The organism is Streptomyces sp. NPDC086549, from assembly GCF_044746205.1.
Lineage (GTDB): Bacteria > Actinomycetota > Actinomycetes > Streptomycetales > Streptomycetaceae > Streptomyces.
Genome location: NZ_JBIVBS010000009.1, coordinates 93,420 through 107,285 on the forward strand (window position 1 = coordinate 93,420; position 13,866 = coordinate 107,285).

At 71.9% G+C, this 13,866-nt stretch carries 15 protein-coding genes; 11 read left to right on the forward strand and 4 right to left on the reverse strand.

Features of this window, described 5'->3' with window-relative positions; translation table 11 throughout:
• The first annotated feature begins 19 nt into the window (after positions 1-19).
• The 6 genes from ACIPSA_RS26880 (at position 20) to ACIPSA_RS26905 (ending at position 6,894) form a co-directional block, all read left to right on the forward strand.
• Positions 20-649, forward strand: coding sequence for a hypothetical protein (locus tag ACIPSA_RS26880; protein ID WP_402638773.1), 630 nt, complete (start codon positions 20-22; stop codon positions 647-649).
• 150 nt (positions 650-799) lie between these two features.
• Positions 800-1,705, forward strand: coding sequence for a universal stress protein (locus tag ACIPSA_RS26885; RefSeq protein ID WP_402638775.1), 906 nt, complete (start codon positions 800-802; stop codon positions 1,703-1,705).
• Positions 1,706-1,750: 45 nt separating this feature from the next.
• Complete coding sequence (gap, locus tag ACIPSA_RS26890; RefSeq protein ID WP_402638778.1) at positions 1,751-2,764, forward strand: type I glyceraldehyde-3-phosphate dehydrogenase; 1,014 nt, start codon at positions 1,751-1,753, stop codon at positions 2,762-2,764.
• Between the two features lie 183 nt (positions 2,765-2,947).
• The gene (locus ACIPSA_RS26895; RefSeq protein WP_402638781.1) at positions 2,948-5,641 is read left to right on the forward strand and encodes a GNAT family N-acetyltransferase; all 2,694 of its coding nucleotides are present in this window, start codon (positions 2,948-2,950) and stop codon (positions 5,639-5,641) included.
• A 13-nt stretch (positions 5,642-5,654) separates the two neighbouring features.
• Positions 5,655-6,380: a CBS domain-containing protein gene (locus tag ACIPSA_RS26900; protein WP_402638784.1), complete on the forward strand. Its 726-nt coding sequence runs from the start codon at positions 5,655-5,657 to the stop codon at positions 6,378-6,380.
• 16 nt (positions 6,381-6,396) lie between these two features.
• Complete coding sequence (locus ACIPSA_RS26905) at positions 6,397-6,894, forward strand: flavodoxin domain-containing protein (protein WP_402638786.1); 498 nt, start codon at positions 6,397-6,399, stop codon at positions 6,892-6,894.
• Between the two features lie 174 nt (positions 6,895-7,068).
• On the opposite strand, the gene ACIPSA_RS26910 is transcribed toward ACIPSA_RS26905, so the two are convergent.
• On the reverse strand, positions 7,069-7,737 hold the full coding sequence (locus ACIPSA_RS26910) for a CBS domain-containing protein (protein WP_402638788.1): 669 nt from the start codon (positions 7,735-7,737) through the stop codon (positions 7,069-7,071).
• A gap of 397 nt (positions 7,738-8,134) precedes the next feature.
• On the opposite strand from ACIPSA_RS26910, the gene ACIPSA_RS26915 reads away from it, so the two are divergent.
• The 4 genes from ACIPSA_RS26915 (at position 8,135) to ACIPSA_RS26930 (ending at position 10,562) form a co-directional block, all read left to right on the forward strand.
• A complete protein-coding gene (locus tag ACIPSA_RS26915; protein ID WP_402638789.1) occupies positions 8,135-8,335 on the forward strand; it encodes a hypothetical protein in 201 nt (66 codons plus the stop codon).
• A gap of 70 nt (positions 8,336-8,405) precedes the next feature.
• A complete protein-coding gene (locus ACIPSA_RS26920) occupies positions 8,406-9,284 on the forward strand; it encodes a universal stress protein (protein ID WP_402638792.1) in 879 nt (292 codons plus the stop codon).
• 55 nt (positions 9,285-9,339) lie between these two features.
• On the forward strand, positions 9,340-10,236 hold the full coding sequence (locus ACIPSA_RS26925; RefSeq protein WP_402638793.1) for a universal stress protein: 897 nt from the start codon (positions 9,340-9,342) through the stop codon (positions 10,234-10,236).
• Positions 10,237-10,346: 110 nt separating this feature from the next.
• Entirely contained in the window at positions 10,347-10,562 is a 216-nt protein-coding gene (locus tag ACIPSA_RS26930; protein ID WP_402638795.1) for an SHOCT domain-containing protein, read from the forward strand.
• A gap of 84 nt (positions 10,563-10,646) precedes the next feature.
• Here the strand turns inward: ACIPSA_RS26930 and ACIPSA_RS26935 are convergent, their stop codons facing one another.
• From ACIPSA_RS26935 to ACIPSA_RS26945, 3 genes are read right to left on the reverse strand one after another with little or no spacing between them, the layout of a single operon-like run.
• Complete coding sequence (locus ACIPSA_RS26935) at positions 10,647-11,534, reverse strand: universal stress protein (protein ID WP_402638797.1); 888 nt, start codon at positions 11,532-11,534, stop codon at positions 10,647-10,649.
• Positions 11,535-11,581: 47 nt separating this feature from the next.
• On the reverse strand, positions 11,582-12,469 hold the full coding sequence (locus tag ACIPSA_RS26940) for a hypothetical protein (RefSeq protein WP_402638799.1): 888 nt from the start codon (positions 12,467-12,469) through the stop codon (positions 11,582-11,584).
• On the reverse strand, positions 12,469-12,786 hold the full coding sequence (locus ACIPSA_RS26945; RefSeq protein ID WP_402638801.1) for a hypothetical protein: 318 nt from the start codon (positions 12,784-12,786) through the stop codon (positions 12,469-12,471). Before ACIPSA_RS26945 ends, ACIPSA_RS26940 begins: the two co-directional genes overlap by 1 nt.
• Before the next feature lie 263 nt (positions 12,787-13,049).
• On the opposite strand from ACIPSA_RS26945, the gene ACIPSA_RS26950 reads away from it, so the two are divergent.
• Positions 13,050-13,859 (forward strand): CBS domain-containing protein, encoded by an 810-nt coding sequence (locus ACIPSA_RS26950; RefSeq protein WP_402638802.1) that lies wholly within the window; start codon positions 13,050-13,052, stop codon positions 13,857-13,859.
• Positions 13,860-13,866: the final 7 nt, after the last annotated feature.

Here is a 13,866-nt window from a genome sequence, read left to right on the forward strand (position 1 = left end):
CCTGAAGGGAATTACGACCATGGCCGTGCACGAGCATCCTCACCGGAGCTCAGGTTTCCACCTGCCGTCGTTCCGCAGGCACCGGACCGCCTCCGCGTCCGAGTCGGCCGTGTCGGCCGGTACCGGCACGCGTACCGCAGGAGCCTACGCCCTGGCGTCCCTGCGCCTGCTCACGGGGTTCGTCTTCCTGTGGGCCTTCCTCGACAAGACCTTCGGCTTCGGCTACGCCACCCCGTCCGGCAAGGGCTGGATCGACGGCGGATCGCCGACGAAGGGCTTTCTCGGTTCCGTCGCCGCCGGACCGATGAAGTCCACCTTCCACTCGTGGGCCGGCGACACATGGGCGGACTGGCTGTTCATGGCAGGGCTGCTCGGGATCGGACTCGCCCTCGTCACCGGGGTCGCGCTGCGCATCGCCGCCGTCGCCGGCACCGCGATGATGGCGTTGATGTGGATCGCCGAATGGCCGCCCGCCAAGCACCTGTCGGACGGCTCGCTGAGCATGTCCACGAACCCGTTCGTCGACTACCACGTCATCTACGCCGTCACCCTGATCGTCCTGGCCGCTGTCGCGGCGGGCGACACCCTGGGGGCGGGCAGGCTCTGGGCCAAGCTGCCGTTCGTCCGCGACCACGGCTGGCTGCGCTGAGCGCCGGCGGCGCGGTGGGCCCGCCGCGGCCCACCGCGCCGAGCCGTGCGGAGGGTCTGTCGGCCCCGATCCGGGACCACTGGCCCCTGCGCGAGATACCCCCCGAACGCGACGCTGGAATCCCAACCCTCGCTCCTGGAGGTGGAGTTCATGCTCCGCAGCATCACCGTAGGTCTCGACGGATCCCCCGAGAGCCGGGCCGCCGCCGAATGGGCGGCCCGCGAGGCGCAGTTGCGCGACCTGCCCCTGAAGATCGTCCACGTCTGGGAGCCGGTACCGGAGCCCATGGCGCAGGCCCCGCAGCTGGGAGCCGAGACCCACCAGCACTGGACCGAGCGGATCCCCCGGGAAGCAGCCGAGGGCATTTCCCTGCGCCACCCCGGTGTCCAGGTGACCGGCGAGCACCTCTCCGGCCGTCCTGGCGAGGAACTGGCGGAGGCGGCGAAGACCGCCGAACTGCTCGTCCTCGGTTCGCGCGGCCTCGGCGGGATCGGCGGGTTCATGGTCGGCTCCGTCGGTCTCTCCGTCCTGGCGCACGCGGAACGACCCGTCGTGCTCGTCCGCGCCGGGGAGCAGGCCGGCGACGAGCACGAGAAGGATCCGGCGGGGATCGCGTCCGCCGCGACGCCCTTCCGGCCGGTGGTGCTCGGGCTCGACGTCGAGCACCCGGACGAGGCGCTGATCGAGTTCGCCTTCGACGCCGCGATGCGCCGCGGCACGTCCCTGCGCGTCGTCCACGGCTGGACCCCGCCGCCGTACTACGCGTACGGCGCACCCGCCACTCCCGTACTGCACGAGGCACTGTCCCTGAGCGACTCCGCGGCCTTGACCGAGGTGCTGCGGCCCTGGCGGCAGAAGCACCCGGAGGTGGAGGTCGTCGAGGAGTCCCGCTACGGCAGCCCGGCGATCCTCCTTGTGGAAGCCGCACGCGACGCGTCGCTGGTGGTCGTGGGCCGGCGCATTCGCCGTAGCCCGTTCGGCGCCCACATCGGCCACGTGACCCACGCCGTCCTGCACCACTGCACCGCTCCCGTCGTCGTGGTCCCGCACGACTGAGTCGGAACTCCTGACCATCCCTCACCTCGAAAGGAATTCACGACCATGACCGCACGTGTCGGTATCAACGGCTTCGGCCGCATCGGCCGCTCGTATCTCCGCGCCGCTCTCGACCGGGCCGAAGAAGGCACCCAGGACGTCGAAGTGGTCGCCATCAACGACATCACCTCACCCGCCACGCTGGCCCATCTGCTGGAGTACGACTCGACGTTCGGGCACATCGGACGTGACGTCCGGCACGACGACAGCTCCATCACCGTCGACGGGCGACGCATCGCAGTCACTGCCGAGCGCGACCCCGCGGCCCTGCACTGGTCCGACCACGGCGCCGGAATCGTCATCGAATCCACCGGCCGCTTCCGTGACCGCGACGCCGCGGCGCTGCACCTGAAGGGCGGAGCCCACACCGTGCTGCTGTCGGCGCCCGGCAAGGGCGTGGACGCCACCATAGTGATGGGTGTCAACGACCGGGACTACGACCGGCACCGCGACCGGATCGTCTCCGCCGCCTCCTGCACGACCAACTGCGTCGCCCCGATGGTGAAGGTGCTCGACGACGCCTTCGGCATCGAGCGCGGTGTGATGACCACCATCCACGGCTACACCAACGACCAGTCCCTGCTCGACGCGCCGCACAAGGACCTGCGTCGGGCCCGCTCCGCGGCCCTGAGCATCATCCCCACCAGCACCGGAGCCGCCCGCGCCGTGGGCCTGGTGATCCCGGAGCTGGCCGGAGCACTGGACGGCATCGCGGTCCGGGTGCCCGTCGAGGACGGCTCGCTCACCGACCTCGCCGTCGTCCTCGCTCGGGAGGCGACCGCGGACGAGATCAATGCGGTGTTCGAGGCGGCCGCGGCGGGCCCGCTGAACGGCATCCTGCGCGTCTCGAAGGCCCCGATCGTGTCCCGGGACGTCATCGGCGACCCGGCGTCCTGCGTCTTCGACCCGGCCCTGACCCAGGCCAACGGCACGCTGGCCAAGGTCTTCGGCTGGTACGACAACGAGTGGGGCTACACCAACCGTCTCCTGGACCTCACGGGCCTGGTGGCGGACGACTGACGCGTCCGGAGGGGGCCACCACCCCCTCCCCGCGGGTCACAGCCGGGACCATCAGCGGCGCCCGGGGCCGACCGGCCCCCCGGCCGCCCCCGGACAGCCCATGGGATGCCCCGCCACACCGCCCGACGATCGAAGTGTCGAAGAAGCCGACGACCGAAGTGTCGAAGAAGGAGGAGACCTGCGATGACGGACGACCTGCTCCATCGGCCCTCGGTCCACGCTCTGCTCGCGGACGGCACCACCGTGTGCATCCGTCCGGTTCTGCCGGGTGACCACGCTCAGCTGCAGGGTCTCTACGAGGAGATGTCGCCGGAGAATCTCCGCCTGCGGTTCTTCGCGGCGAGCCGACGGTCGGCCGCCATGGCCGCCGACCGGGCCTGTGCCCCGGCGCACCCCGGTTACCGTGCTCTGCTGGCCGAGGCGAACGGCCAGGTCATCGGCCTCGCCGAATATGACACCGGCGGGGAGAAGGACGACGCGGAGATCTCCATCGCCGTCGCCGACGGCCTGCACCACCGGGGCGTGGGCACGCTGCTCGTCGAGCACCTGGTCTCGGCGGCGCGGGCGGAGGGCGTCACCACCTTCACCGCGGACGCCCTGAGCGAGAACCGCCAGGTGCTGCAGCTCTTCGCGGACCTCGGCCTGCACACGTCCCGGCGCTTCGAGGGACCGGAGGTGCGCTGCGTCATCCGCCTCGACGAGGACGACACCTACCTGTCCGCCGTCGAGGCCCGTGGCCGGGCAGCCGACGTGGCCAGCCTCCAGCCACTGCTGCACCCCGGCGCCGTCGCCGTCGTAGGGGCCGGCCGCACACCCGGGTCGGTGGGGCGGGCCGTACTCCACCACCTGCGCACGGGCGGCTTCACCCATCGGCTGTTCGCCGTGAACCCCGCCGTGACGTCGGTTCTCGGAGTGCCGTCCTATCCGTCCGTCAGCGCCCTGCCCAAGACCCCCGACCTCGTGGTCCTGGCCGTACCGGCCGCCGCGGTCCCGGCCGTCGCCGAGGAGTGCGGCCGGGCTGGGGTGCGCGCCCTCGTCGTCGTCACCGCCGGACTCGACCCCTCCCAGGCCCAGGCCCTGCTGACCGCGTGCCGCACCTACGGCATGCGCCTCGTCGGACCCAACTGCCTCGGCATCTCCAACACGGACCCGGAACTGCGCCTCGACGCCACGTTCGCCGCCGACCACCCGCGCCCCGGGACGGCCGGTGTCGCCGTGCAGTCCGGCGGGGTCGGCATCGCACTGCTCGACGGCTTGTCCCGGCTGGGCATCGGGGTCTCGTCCTTCGTGTCCCTCGGCGACAAGTACGACGTCAGCGGCAACGACATGCTCCAGTGGTGGGAGAGCGACCGCCGTACCGAGCTCGCGCTGCTGCACCTGGAGTCCTTCGGCAACCCACGGGCCTTCTCCCGCACCGCCCGCCGCGTGACCCGCCGCATCCCGGTGCTGACCGTCGACGCCGGTCGCACGGACGCGGGCCGCAAGGCGGCCGCCTCGCACACCGCGGCCGCCGCCACCCGCACCATGACCCGCCAGGCCCTGTTCACCCAGGCCGGCATCACCGCGACCCGCTCGATCGGCGAACTCCTGGAAACCGCGGCCCTGTTCCACTCCCAGCCGCTGCCGGACGGGTCCCGCGTCGCGATCGTCACCAACGCGGGCGGCGCGGGCGTCCTCGCTGCCGATGCCTGCGCGGAGGCGGGGCTGGCCCTCCCGCCCTTCACGCCCGCCATGGTCGACGAACTGCTCGGCGTACTGCCGGACGGCGCCGCCATCGGAAACCCGGTCGATGCCACCGCCGCGGTGTCCGAGGAACAGCTCATGGAGTGCGTCGACCGCCTCACCCGGTGTCCGGGCATCGACGCCGTCGTCGCGGTACTCGTTCCCACGGCGGTCGCCGCGGCCACCGGAGACGACCTGGTGCGTGCCCTCACCGCAGTACCCGGACGGTGGGCGCGGCCCGTGATCGCCGTACGCCTGGAGCAGGACCTGCCGGTACGGCTGCTGCCCACCACCGACGGCGGCGCGATCCCCTCGTACGCCGAACCCCAGGCGGCGGCCCGCGCGCTCGCCCGCGCGGCCGACCGGGCAGCCTGGCTCGCCCGGCCCGCCGGAACAGTCCCCGACCTCGGCGGCATCGAGACCGAGCGGGCCGGCACGGTCGTCCAGGACCACCTCGCCGCGCACCCCGACGGCGGCTGGCTCGATCCACGCACCTGTGCCGACCTCCTGGCCTGCTACGGCATCCCGCAGATCCCGTGGGCCTGGGCCGAGACCGAGGACGAGGCCGTGCTCGCCGCCGACCGGCTGCGCGGCTTCGACGGCCGTGTCGTCATGAAGGCCCACTGGCCCGGACTCCTGCACAAGACCCAGCAGCACGCGGTCCACCTCGACCTGCGTGGTGGCTCGCAGGTGCGGGCCGCGTTCCGCGATCTGGAGACCCGTTTCGCGGGGCTGATGTCCGGCGTGGTCGTGCAGCCGCTCGCCGCGCGCGGCACCGACCTGTTCGCGGGCGTCGTCCAGGACGAGGTCTTCGGCCCGCTGGTCCTGTTCGGACTCGGCGGCACGGCCACGGAGGTGCTGGCCGACCATGCCGCCCGGCTCGCGCCGCTCACCGACCGCGACGTGCACGACCTGATCACGTCTCCGCGCTGCGCACCACTGCTGCTGGGCGCGAACGGTCACCACCCCGTCGACCTGGACGACCTGGAACAACTGCTCCTTCGGCTGTCGAGGATGGCGGCGGACCTGCCGCAACTCGCCGAGGCCGATTTCAACCCGGTCCTGGCGGCCCCCGGCGGCGTCACCGTGCTCGACGCACGGGTGCGTCTGCTGCCGCGTCGACCTCAGGACCCGTACCTGCGCCGACTCCGCTGAGGAGGGGACGGACATGAAGCACGACAAGGTCGGCTCCGTGATGACCATGGATGTCGTCCGCGCCGACTACGACACCCCGTTCAAGGCGGTGGCCCGGATGCTCGCGGACCACGGGATCAGCGGAGTGCCGGTGGTGGACGAGGACGACAGGGTCGTCGGGGTCGTCTCCGAGACGGATCTGATGACGCGCCAGGCGACAGACCCCGGCCCGTACGGGACGAAGCGCCGCACCGGACATGCCGCACTGACCCCGCGCGCCCGGCGCCGGGCCGCCAAGGCGAAGGCCCGCACCGCCGGTGAGCTGATGACCGAACCGCCCGTCACCGTGCACGCCCACGACACCATCGCCCGGGCCGCCCGCACCATGGCCCGGCGACATGTGGAGCGGCTCCCCGTCCTCGACGAGGAGGACCGGCTCGTCGGCATCGTGACCCGGCGCGATCTCCTGCAGGTCTTCCTGCGGCCCGACAAGGAGCTCCGCAACGAGGTCATCGAGGAGGTACTGGTGCGCGCTCTGTGGCTGCCGCCCCGCAGTGTCGACGTCTCCGTGACCGAGGGCGTCGTCACGCTCACCGGGCACATGGAACGCAGGAGCGAGACGGAGATCGCCCTCTCCATGACCCGTCGGATCGAGGGTGTGGTCGCCGTGGTCGACGGACTCACCTACCGCCTGGACGACGCGGGCCTGCGAACTCAGGCACTGCGGGACGCGGCCGAGGGCCGGCCGCGCGGACTGTGAAAGGAGGCGTTCCGCCATGACCGGCAGCGTGTTGGTCACCTACGGAACGAAGAACGGATCGACGGCGCTGATCGCCGAAGCCGTCGCCGACGTCCTGCGCAAGGAGGGACTGCGGGCCGACGCGCTGCCGGCCCGTTCCGTGGGGAGTGTGGCGTCGTACGACGCCGTGGTGGTCGGCGGCGGCCTGTACGCCGGACGCTGGCACAAGGACGCACGGCGCTTCGTCCGTCGGCGCCGTGCCGAACTCGCGGAGCTCCCGGTGTGGTTCTTCAGCAGCGGCCCCCTCGACGCGTCGGCCTCGGAGCGGAACATCCCGCCGGTGCCCGGCGTCGAACGGGCCATGACCCGGCTGGACGTCCGGGATCACATCACCTTCGGAGGATGCCTTGAGGAAGGCGCCGAAGGACGCATGGCCAGGATGATTCTGCGTTCCGGAAAGGGCGGCGACTTCCGGGACTTCACCGCGATCGAGACGTGGGCGGCCGGTGTCGCCGACGCCCTGACACGCGGCTAGCCGACGCCCCTCATCCATGAAGGGCGGTGCGCTGACCATCAGGGTCCCGGTCCCGGAGGAGAAGACGGGGGCCAGGACCGCTCCGGTGCGGCACGGCTGAACCGGGGGGACGTGCCGGGGCCGCACCCGGTGTGCGCGGCCGGTGTCTTCCGGCCGCGCACACCGTCAAGTACGTCAGGTACGAGGACCGCTGGTTACCGACGCCTGGGCGAGGCGGCAGCGGACGTCGACGACGCCCTCTACTGCGCGTGCGAGGCGTTCGGCCACGGGTACCAGTGCCGTGCTCTCGACCCAGCCGGTCAGGGTCACGACACCCTCGGACGCCTCGACCTGGATGTGATCGGCGGAGAGGGGGAACAGGTGGTCGATGACCTCGTGACGTACCTCCTCCGTGAGGTCCTCGTCCTCCCGCAGGAACACCTTGAGCAGATCCGCGCGGCTGACGACCCCTTCGAGCATGCCCACCTCGTTGACGACGGGCAGTCGCTTGATCTTGCGACGGGCCATGATGCGCGCGGCCTCCGCGAGCGTGGCGTCGGCGTGTACGGTCACGGCCGGAGTGCTCATCAGCTCCTCGGCGGTCAGCCCGCCGGCCTTGGCGAGGTCCGACAGCCCGCGCAGCTGGGTGAACCGGTCCGGGTCGCTGTCCCGGAACTCCTCCTTGGGCAGCAGGTCGGCTTCGGAGACGACGCCGACCACTCGGCCCTCGCCCTCCAGCACGGGCAGGGCGCTGACCTTCCACTGCTCCATCAGCTTGACGATGTCCTTGAACGGCGCGTCACGGCCGACGGCGACGACGGTGGGCGTCATCACGTCGCTCACGATGTGCGGGCTACCGTGCATGATCTCCTCCTCCGACGTGGAATCTCTGATTCCAGCGTGCGCGCGAAGAAAGCTGCGCACCACGGGCCGCTCGGACCTGGCAATGGGGCGTTCGGCCCCGGTGCCGCTGAGCCGGTCCCGACGGGGCGACAGCATGACAGGGCGGGAAGGGCGCCATCCGCTTCTCGCGGATCCTGATAGCGCGGTGCACGGTTGTCGGCCGCTTCCCCGCGTCTGTTTCGGGTCCTTCCCGCCACCTCCAGCACACCACAGGAGCCGCCGGGCCACCAGGGCCGATCGGTCTCTCGTCGAGACCGACCTTCGAACCGAGGACCGGACCGCTCGGCTCATGCGCTGAGACCGACGTCGGAGTTGGCTGGAGATGAGGGAACGACTCCGACCGAAGGAGGGGACGACCGTGGGCACAAGCCTCACACCTGAGTTCTGGGAACGGTTCGCGGTTCTGCTGGTCGTGGCAGTGGCCCTGACGATGATCCTCGCCGCGACGCTCGACCACGTCGCTGTCCGCCTGCTCAGCCGTCGGACGCGCAGGGTCACGACGCCGCGGCAGCCGCAAGGACGTGAGCAGTCCGATCACCGCACCTCCGTGGGCTGTTGAGTTCGGGGGCGCGGGCAGTGCGCATGGGCCGAACCCGACGAGGGCGACTCGATGAAAGGCGGTGGGCACGATGATGACACTCCCCCTGGTCGTGGGCGTCGACGGATCGGATTCGAGTCTGCAGGCGGTGGACTGGGCGGCGGACGAAGCCGCTCGCCACGGGCTGCCGCTCCGGCTCGTGCACGCCTCGCTCTGGGAGCGGTACGAGGGGGCCGTCCCGCGGAGCAGCCCGGAACGGCCGTTCGAGCGCGTGCTGGCCGAGCACATCGTCGCCTCCGCGGCGGAGCGCGCCGTGCGGCGGCACCCGGACGTGAAGGTCACCACGGACATCGTCCCCGAGGAGGCGGCGGAAACCCTCCTCAACGAGGGCAACAGCGCCTCCGCGCTGGTGACGGGATCGCGCGGCCGCGGTGGGCTGAGGGGACTGCTCCTCGGATCGGTCGGGTTGGCCGTGGCGGCACGCGCGCACTGTCCCGTGATCGTGGTCCGGGGCGACCGCGCCGGTCTGGCCGGCAGCCACGGCCGGATCCTGCTCGGCGTGGGGGACCCCGCCACCAGTGAGGAAGCCGTGCGGTTCGCCTTCCGTGAGGCCGAGGTGCGCGGGTGCGTCCTCGACGCCGTGCGGACCTGGCGCTGCCCCGCGCACGAGACCGCCGACCACCGCGGGCTCGCCGGCGAACCGGGACGCCGGCACGAGGAGCGGGCCTCGGACCTGCTCGACGCCGCGCTGCACGACGCCATGGGCGACCACCCGGGAGTCCGGGTACGCAGCGTGACTGTCGAGGGGTCGGCCCACCGGATCCTCGTGCGGCGCTCGGCCGCCGCCGATCTGGTGATCGTCGGCGCACGACGCAGGGCGGGCCACTTCGGCCTGCAGCTCGGTCGCATCGGCCACACCCTGCTGCACCACGCGTACTGTCCGGTGGCGATCGTGCCCCAGCCGGTGTGACCGGGACGCTGCGCGCCGTGCATCCAGTGACGGATGGACATGGGAGGTACCAGCCATGCTGAAACCGATCGTGGTCGGTCTGGACGGTTCCCGGGAGAGCCTGGCCGCGGCCGACTGGGCGGGCCGGGAAGCCCTGCGCAGGGGACTGCCCCTGCGGTTGGTGCACGCCTGGGAGGGACTGCCCGAGGACGATGTCCGCGCGGACCTGCCCGAACTGCGGGCGCCGCAGTACCAGGCCCGCCGGGCCCTGCGGGGCGCGGTCGAGATGTTGAACGAGCGGTACCCGCAGCTGTACGTCACCGCCGAACAGCTGCGGAAACAGCCCCGCCGCGCGTTGCTCGCCGAGGCGGAGAACGCCGAATTGCTGGCCATCGGAAGCCTGGGACTCGGCGGTGTGGGCGGATTCATGTCCGGTTCGGTCGCCCTGGCCACCATCGCCCACGTCGAACGACCGATCGTGCTCGTGCGGGCCGACGAGACCGCGACGGACGAGCACCTGCCCGACGCCTTCGGCAAGGCGTCGACCCGCACCCCTCACCGTGACGTCGCGGTCGCCGTCGACCTCGGCGGGACCTGCGACGACGTCCTTGACTTCGCGTTCCAGGCCGCCCAGCTCCGGCAGGCGCCGCTGCGCGTGGTGCACGCCTGGCACGTGCCGCTCAGCAAGGGCGTTCCGAGCGCCGAGGAGCGTACGCACGTCAGGGAGGCAGCGGAGCGCGCGCTGGCGGCTCTGCTCGAACCGTGGCGGACCGAGTACCCCGCGGTGTCCGTTCACGAGACCCTGCACGAAGGCCACGCGGCACACATCCTCGTACGGGCCGCCGAAGGGGCCGGCCTGCTCGTGGTGGGGCACCACAGCCGCCGTGCCGGCATCGGAGCGCACACCGGCCCGGTCGCCCACGCGCTGATCCACCACGTGAACCGGCCGGTCGTGCTGGTCCCGCACGGCTGACGGCGGCGGGGCACGTCCGCGATCCGCGCCCGTCCACCGAGGAGACGACGGTGATGTTCTGGTATCCGCACTACATGAACGGTTGGGGATGGTTCGTCATGTTGTTGAGCATGATCCTTTTCTGGGGCCTCTTGATCGCCGCGGGTGTTCTGCTCTTCCGCGCCGTGAACCGCGGCCCTGGGCAGCGTCCTTCCGTCCCTCGCCCCGAGCCGGAACAACTGCTCGCCGAGCGGTTCGCGCGCGGGGAGATCGACGAGGACGAGTACCGCCGCAAACTCGCCGTCCTGAAGGCGGAAGGCCGGGACGGGGCCGGGTACTCGCCCTGACCTGCGCCGCGAGGCGGTGCCTACGGCGCCCGTGCGATACGGCGCATCCGAGGTGCGCCGCCGGTGTGGAAGGCCCGTGCGGTGTCACGGCTCGCGCGGCGTGTCCGGGACGACGATGACAGGACAGTGCGCGTAGTGCAGGACGCCCTGACTCACCGAGCCCAGCACCATGCCGGTGAAGCCTCCGTGACCCCGGGTCCCCACCACGAGGCCCAGCGCATGGGAGGACTGCTCGGTCAGCACCTGCACGGGATGACCGATGACCAGCTCGTGGTGCAACTCGACCTCCGGATACCGCTCCGTGCGCCCTGCCACGGCCTCGGAGAGCACCCGCCGGCACTCCTGCTGCTCCGTGTGCTCGTCGAAGATGCCCAACGGTCCCGGCTGCCACGCATACAGGGCCCGCAACGCGGCGCCGTGCAGGGCCGCCTCCTCGAAGGCGAGGTCGAGGGCTGCGCCGGAACGCGCGCTTCCGTCGACGCCCACCACGAAGTACGCGGGCTGCTGGGTGATGTGCTCCGGCTCAGGTACGACGACCACCGGGCAGTGGGCGTGTGCCACGACCGGCAGGGCGACCGAGGCCCCGCCGAACACCTCCTTCGCGCGGCTCAGATGCCGCGACCCGAGCACGACAGCCGTGGCGTCCCGGCTCTGCTCCCGCAGGATCCACGCGGGGTCTCCCTCGGCGAGGAGCCAGTCCACCTCGATCTGCGGTTGCCGGGCCTCCACAAAGGTCACCGCCGCCTTGAGCGTCCGTTCGCCCGCCTCGTGCAGTGTTTTGTTCCATTCCTCCCAGGACGGCGGGGGCTCCCGCCTCCGGTAGCCCCTGGTCGGCACGCCTTCCGCGTGCACCAGGCGCAGGGGTACGCGGCGCCGTGCGGCCTCGTCGGCCGCCCAGGCCAGCACCATCCGCTTGGCGGGCTCGGGTTCGACACCCACCACGATCGGCCGACGATCACTCGGTCGGGACATCGTCGCCTCCAGCGTGGGATTCTTCCGCTGCTTTCATGAGCTGCTCATCAGCGCGGTACCTTCCAGGGCTGTTGGTCCAATGGTGAGCCCCGCGCCTCGCCCCACCGACCGAGGGCATGGTGAGGTGCCCCCCGGAGGTACCGGCTCGCGAGCTCCGCGCGCACCTTGGACGTCAGGTCCTCCAGCGCCTTCGACCGGACCGGTCGGAGCGGTTCGGGATCGTCGATCCTGCGTGCGGCGGTGGGCAGGCCGCCGATGTCACCGGTGAACCGTGCGCGTGCGTCCTCCCAGCGGTCCGCCGGGACCGTCCGCCGGCCGCCCCGCATGACGGTGCGCAGCAGCGGCCGCGCAGAGTCCGCCGGGTCCTCCTCCCACAGGCCGATCACGTCCGTCCGCCCGGAACGCCGCAAGACCTGCTTGCGGCCCGGGGCCGCGGGTACCCACCGCGTACACGTCGATCGGTGCCCCGCTCCGCACCAGACGGGCGACGGAGTACTCGTCGAGCCCGCCACTGGCGATGATCCGCACGTCGGCCGGCCCGGCGGCGTCGAGCGTGGCACGCGCCCGCCGCGACAGCTCCCCGAGATCGCCGCTGTCCAGACGGATCGCGCACCCGGGCCCGCGCCGGATCTCCGTGAGGACGCGGGCCGCCGCCCGCACCCCCCGTCGGTGTCATGAGCGTCGACGAGGAAGGTGACCGGGCCGGGACGGGTACGCGCGAACGCGCGGAACGCCTCCTCCTCACCGGGGAACGCCTCCACGTAGGAGTGGGCCATCGTGCCTGCGGCCGGAATATCCAGGGCCGCCGCCGCGGCCACGTTGCTGGTGGCGGGGAAGCCCACCAGGGCACCCGGCCGGGCCGACTGCAGGCCGGTCCAGGGGCCATGGGTACGGCGCAGCGAGAAGCCCACCAGGGGCCGCCCGGCCGCCGCCATCACCCCTCCCGCGCGGGGCCGACGAGGACGACTTCAGGGCCGACTACGCCGAAGGCATGCTCACCGTCAGCGTGGGCATCGGCGAGGAGAAGGCGGAGGCCAGGCACATCGAGATCAAGCGCGGGGCCTGAGACCGCGAGGCGGGCGCGAGTCGGGCCCGCCGCCCGGGACGTCTCCTGCTGAGCCTCCGTCACCTGCGCGAGCGGAGGTCCTGATTCCGCGGCGCGTTCCGCCGCCCGATCGGCCGGAACCCCGGTGGCCGCCGCGCCCGGCGTGCCCGTCGGCTGGAACCGTTCGAGGAAGTCCCGCAGGCTCATCACGACCGCCCTCCTGCCGATCCGCTGCTCCTTCAGTTTCACCGCTGCCGCCGGGGCGCGCAGCGGACGGGGACGTCAGACCGCTCCACCAGGGCCGTTCGGCTCTACACCGAGAGTGGGCGGAGGGGAGACTGGGACAGTAGGGAACCTGACGGAGTCCGGAGGCCGCGATGAACAAGCGCGAGAACTTCTCCACGGACGCCGAGGCCCGCAGTGGCGTGCCCTCCCACCACTGGCGTCCCGACGAGGCATGACGACAGAACATGCTCCTGCGCTATCTGGGTGCCGTGGCCGCGGTCTCGGCCAGACACGCGGAACCCGCGCGGCAGGGCGCGCCGCCCGTGGCCGACACGCTCGCCAGGACGCACCCGCAGGCGCGGGAACGGCCCGCCCGGTCCTCGGAGCCCTCGACCCAGCCGTCCGCCGGGCGCGAGGCCACGCTCGTGAGGGATGTGATGGACGTGCCCGCCGCGTCCATGCGGGACGACCTGTCCTACCGCGAGATTGCGCGCCTGCTGGCTCGCGAACACGTCGGTGCCCTCCCCGTGGTGGACGCCGATGACCGGGTGACCGGCATGGTGTCGGAGTCCGACCTGCTGGCCAAGGTCGCGTTCGAGGCCTTCTCGGGCCACCGGGCCGGACCCATCGCCAGGTTGCGAGAGCGGAGGCTGTACGAGAAGGCCAGCGGCCGGACGGCGGCCGACCTGATGACCAGTCCGGCGATCACGGTGCTTCCCGGCGCGACCGTTGCGGAGGCGGCCTGGCTCGCGGCGCTCTCGCGACTGAAGAGGATTCCCGTCGCGGATCACGAGGGCCGTCTCGTCGGAGTCGTGCGGCGCGACGCGCTGCTCCAGGCACTCATCAGGGACGATGCCGGAATACGACAGGAGGTCGAAGCGAAGATCTCCGCCTTCTGCGCGCCGGCCGACCGCGACGCCGTCGAGGTGACGGTGCACGACGGAGTGGTGGAGCTGGAGGGGCGGATGTCGCAGGCGGCGATGTCCAGACTGGTGGTGGAGGTGGAAAGCATCGACGACGTGATCGAGGTGAACAGCCATCTCACCGTGGCCTGACCCAGGA

What these genes read in the sequence shown, in the direction of transcription:
- ACIPSA_RS26920 (WP_402638792.1), top strand. Translation starts at nt 8,406, where the DNA reads ATGATGACACTCCCCCTGGTCGTGGGCGTCGACGGATCGGATTCGAGT.
- ACIPSA_RS26930 (WP_402638795.1), top strand. Translation starts at nt 10,347, where the DNA reads ATGATCCTTTTCTGGGGCCTCTTGATCGCCGCGGGTGTTCTGCTCTTC.
- ACIPSA_RS26940 (WP_402638799.1), bottom strand. Translation starts at nt 12,469, where the DNA reads ATGGCGGCGGCCGGGCGGCCCCTGGTGGGCTTCTCGCTGCGCCGTACC.
- ACIPSA_RS26925 (WP_402638793.1), top strand. Translation starts at nt 9,340, where the DNA reads ATGCTGAAACCGATCGTGGTCGGTCTGGACGGTTCCCGGGAGAGCCTG.
- ACIPSA_RS26895 (WP_402638781.1), top strand. Translation starts at nt 2,948, where the DNA reads ATGACGGACGACCTGCTCCATCGGCCCTCGGTCCACGCTCTGCTCGCG.
- ACIPSA_RS26905 (WP_402638786.1), top strand. Translation starts at nt 6,397, where the DNA reads ATGACCGGCAGCGTGTTGGTCACCTACGGAACGAAGAACGGATCGACG.
- ACIPSA_RS26885 (WP_402638775.1), top strand. Translation starts at nt 800, where the DNA reads ATGCTCCGCAGCATCACCGTAGGTCTCGACGGATCCCCCGAGAGCCGG.
- ACIPSA_RS26880 (WP_402638773.1), top strand. Translation starts at nt 20, where the DNA reads ATGGCCGTGCACGAGCATCCTCACCGGAGCTCAGGTTTCCACCTGCCG.
- ACIPSA_RS26935 (WP_402638797.1), bottom strand. Translation starts at nt 11,534, where the DNA reads ATGTCCCGACCGAGTGATCGTCGGCCGATCGTGGTGGGTGTCGAACCC.
- ACIPSA_RS26900 (WP_402638784.1), top strand. Translation starts at nt 5,655, where the DNA reads ATGAAGCACGACAAGGTCGGCTCCGTGATGACCATGGATGTCGTCCGC.
- ACIPSA_RS26950 (WP_402638802.1), top strand. Translation starts at nt 13,050, where the DNA reads ATGCTCCTGCGCTATCTGGGTGCCGTGGCCGCGGTCTCGGCCAGACAC.
- ACIPSA_RS26910 (WP_402638788.1), bottom strand. Translation starts at nt 7,737, where the DNA reads ATGCACGGTAGCCCGCACATCGTGAGCGACGTGATGACGCCCACCGTC.
- ACIPSA_RS26945 (WP_402638801.1), bottom strand. Translation starts at nt 12,786, where the DNA reads ATGAGCCTGCGGGACTTCCTCGAACGGTTCCAGCCGACGGGCACGCCG.
- gap (WP_402638778.1), top strand. Translation starts at nt 1,751, where the DNA reads ATGACCGCACGTGTCGGTATCAACGGCTTCGGCCGCATCGGCCGCTCG.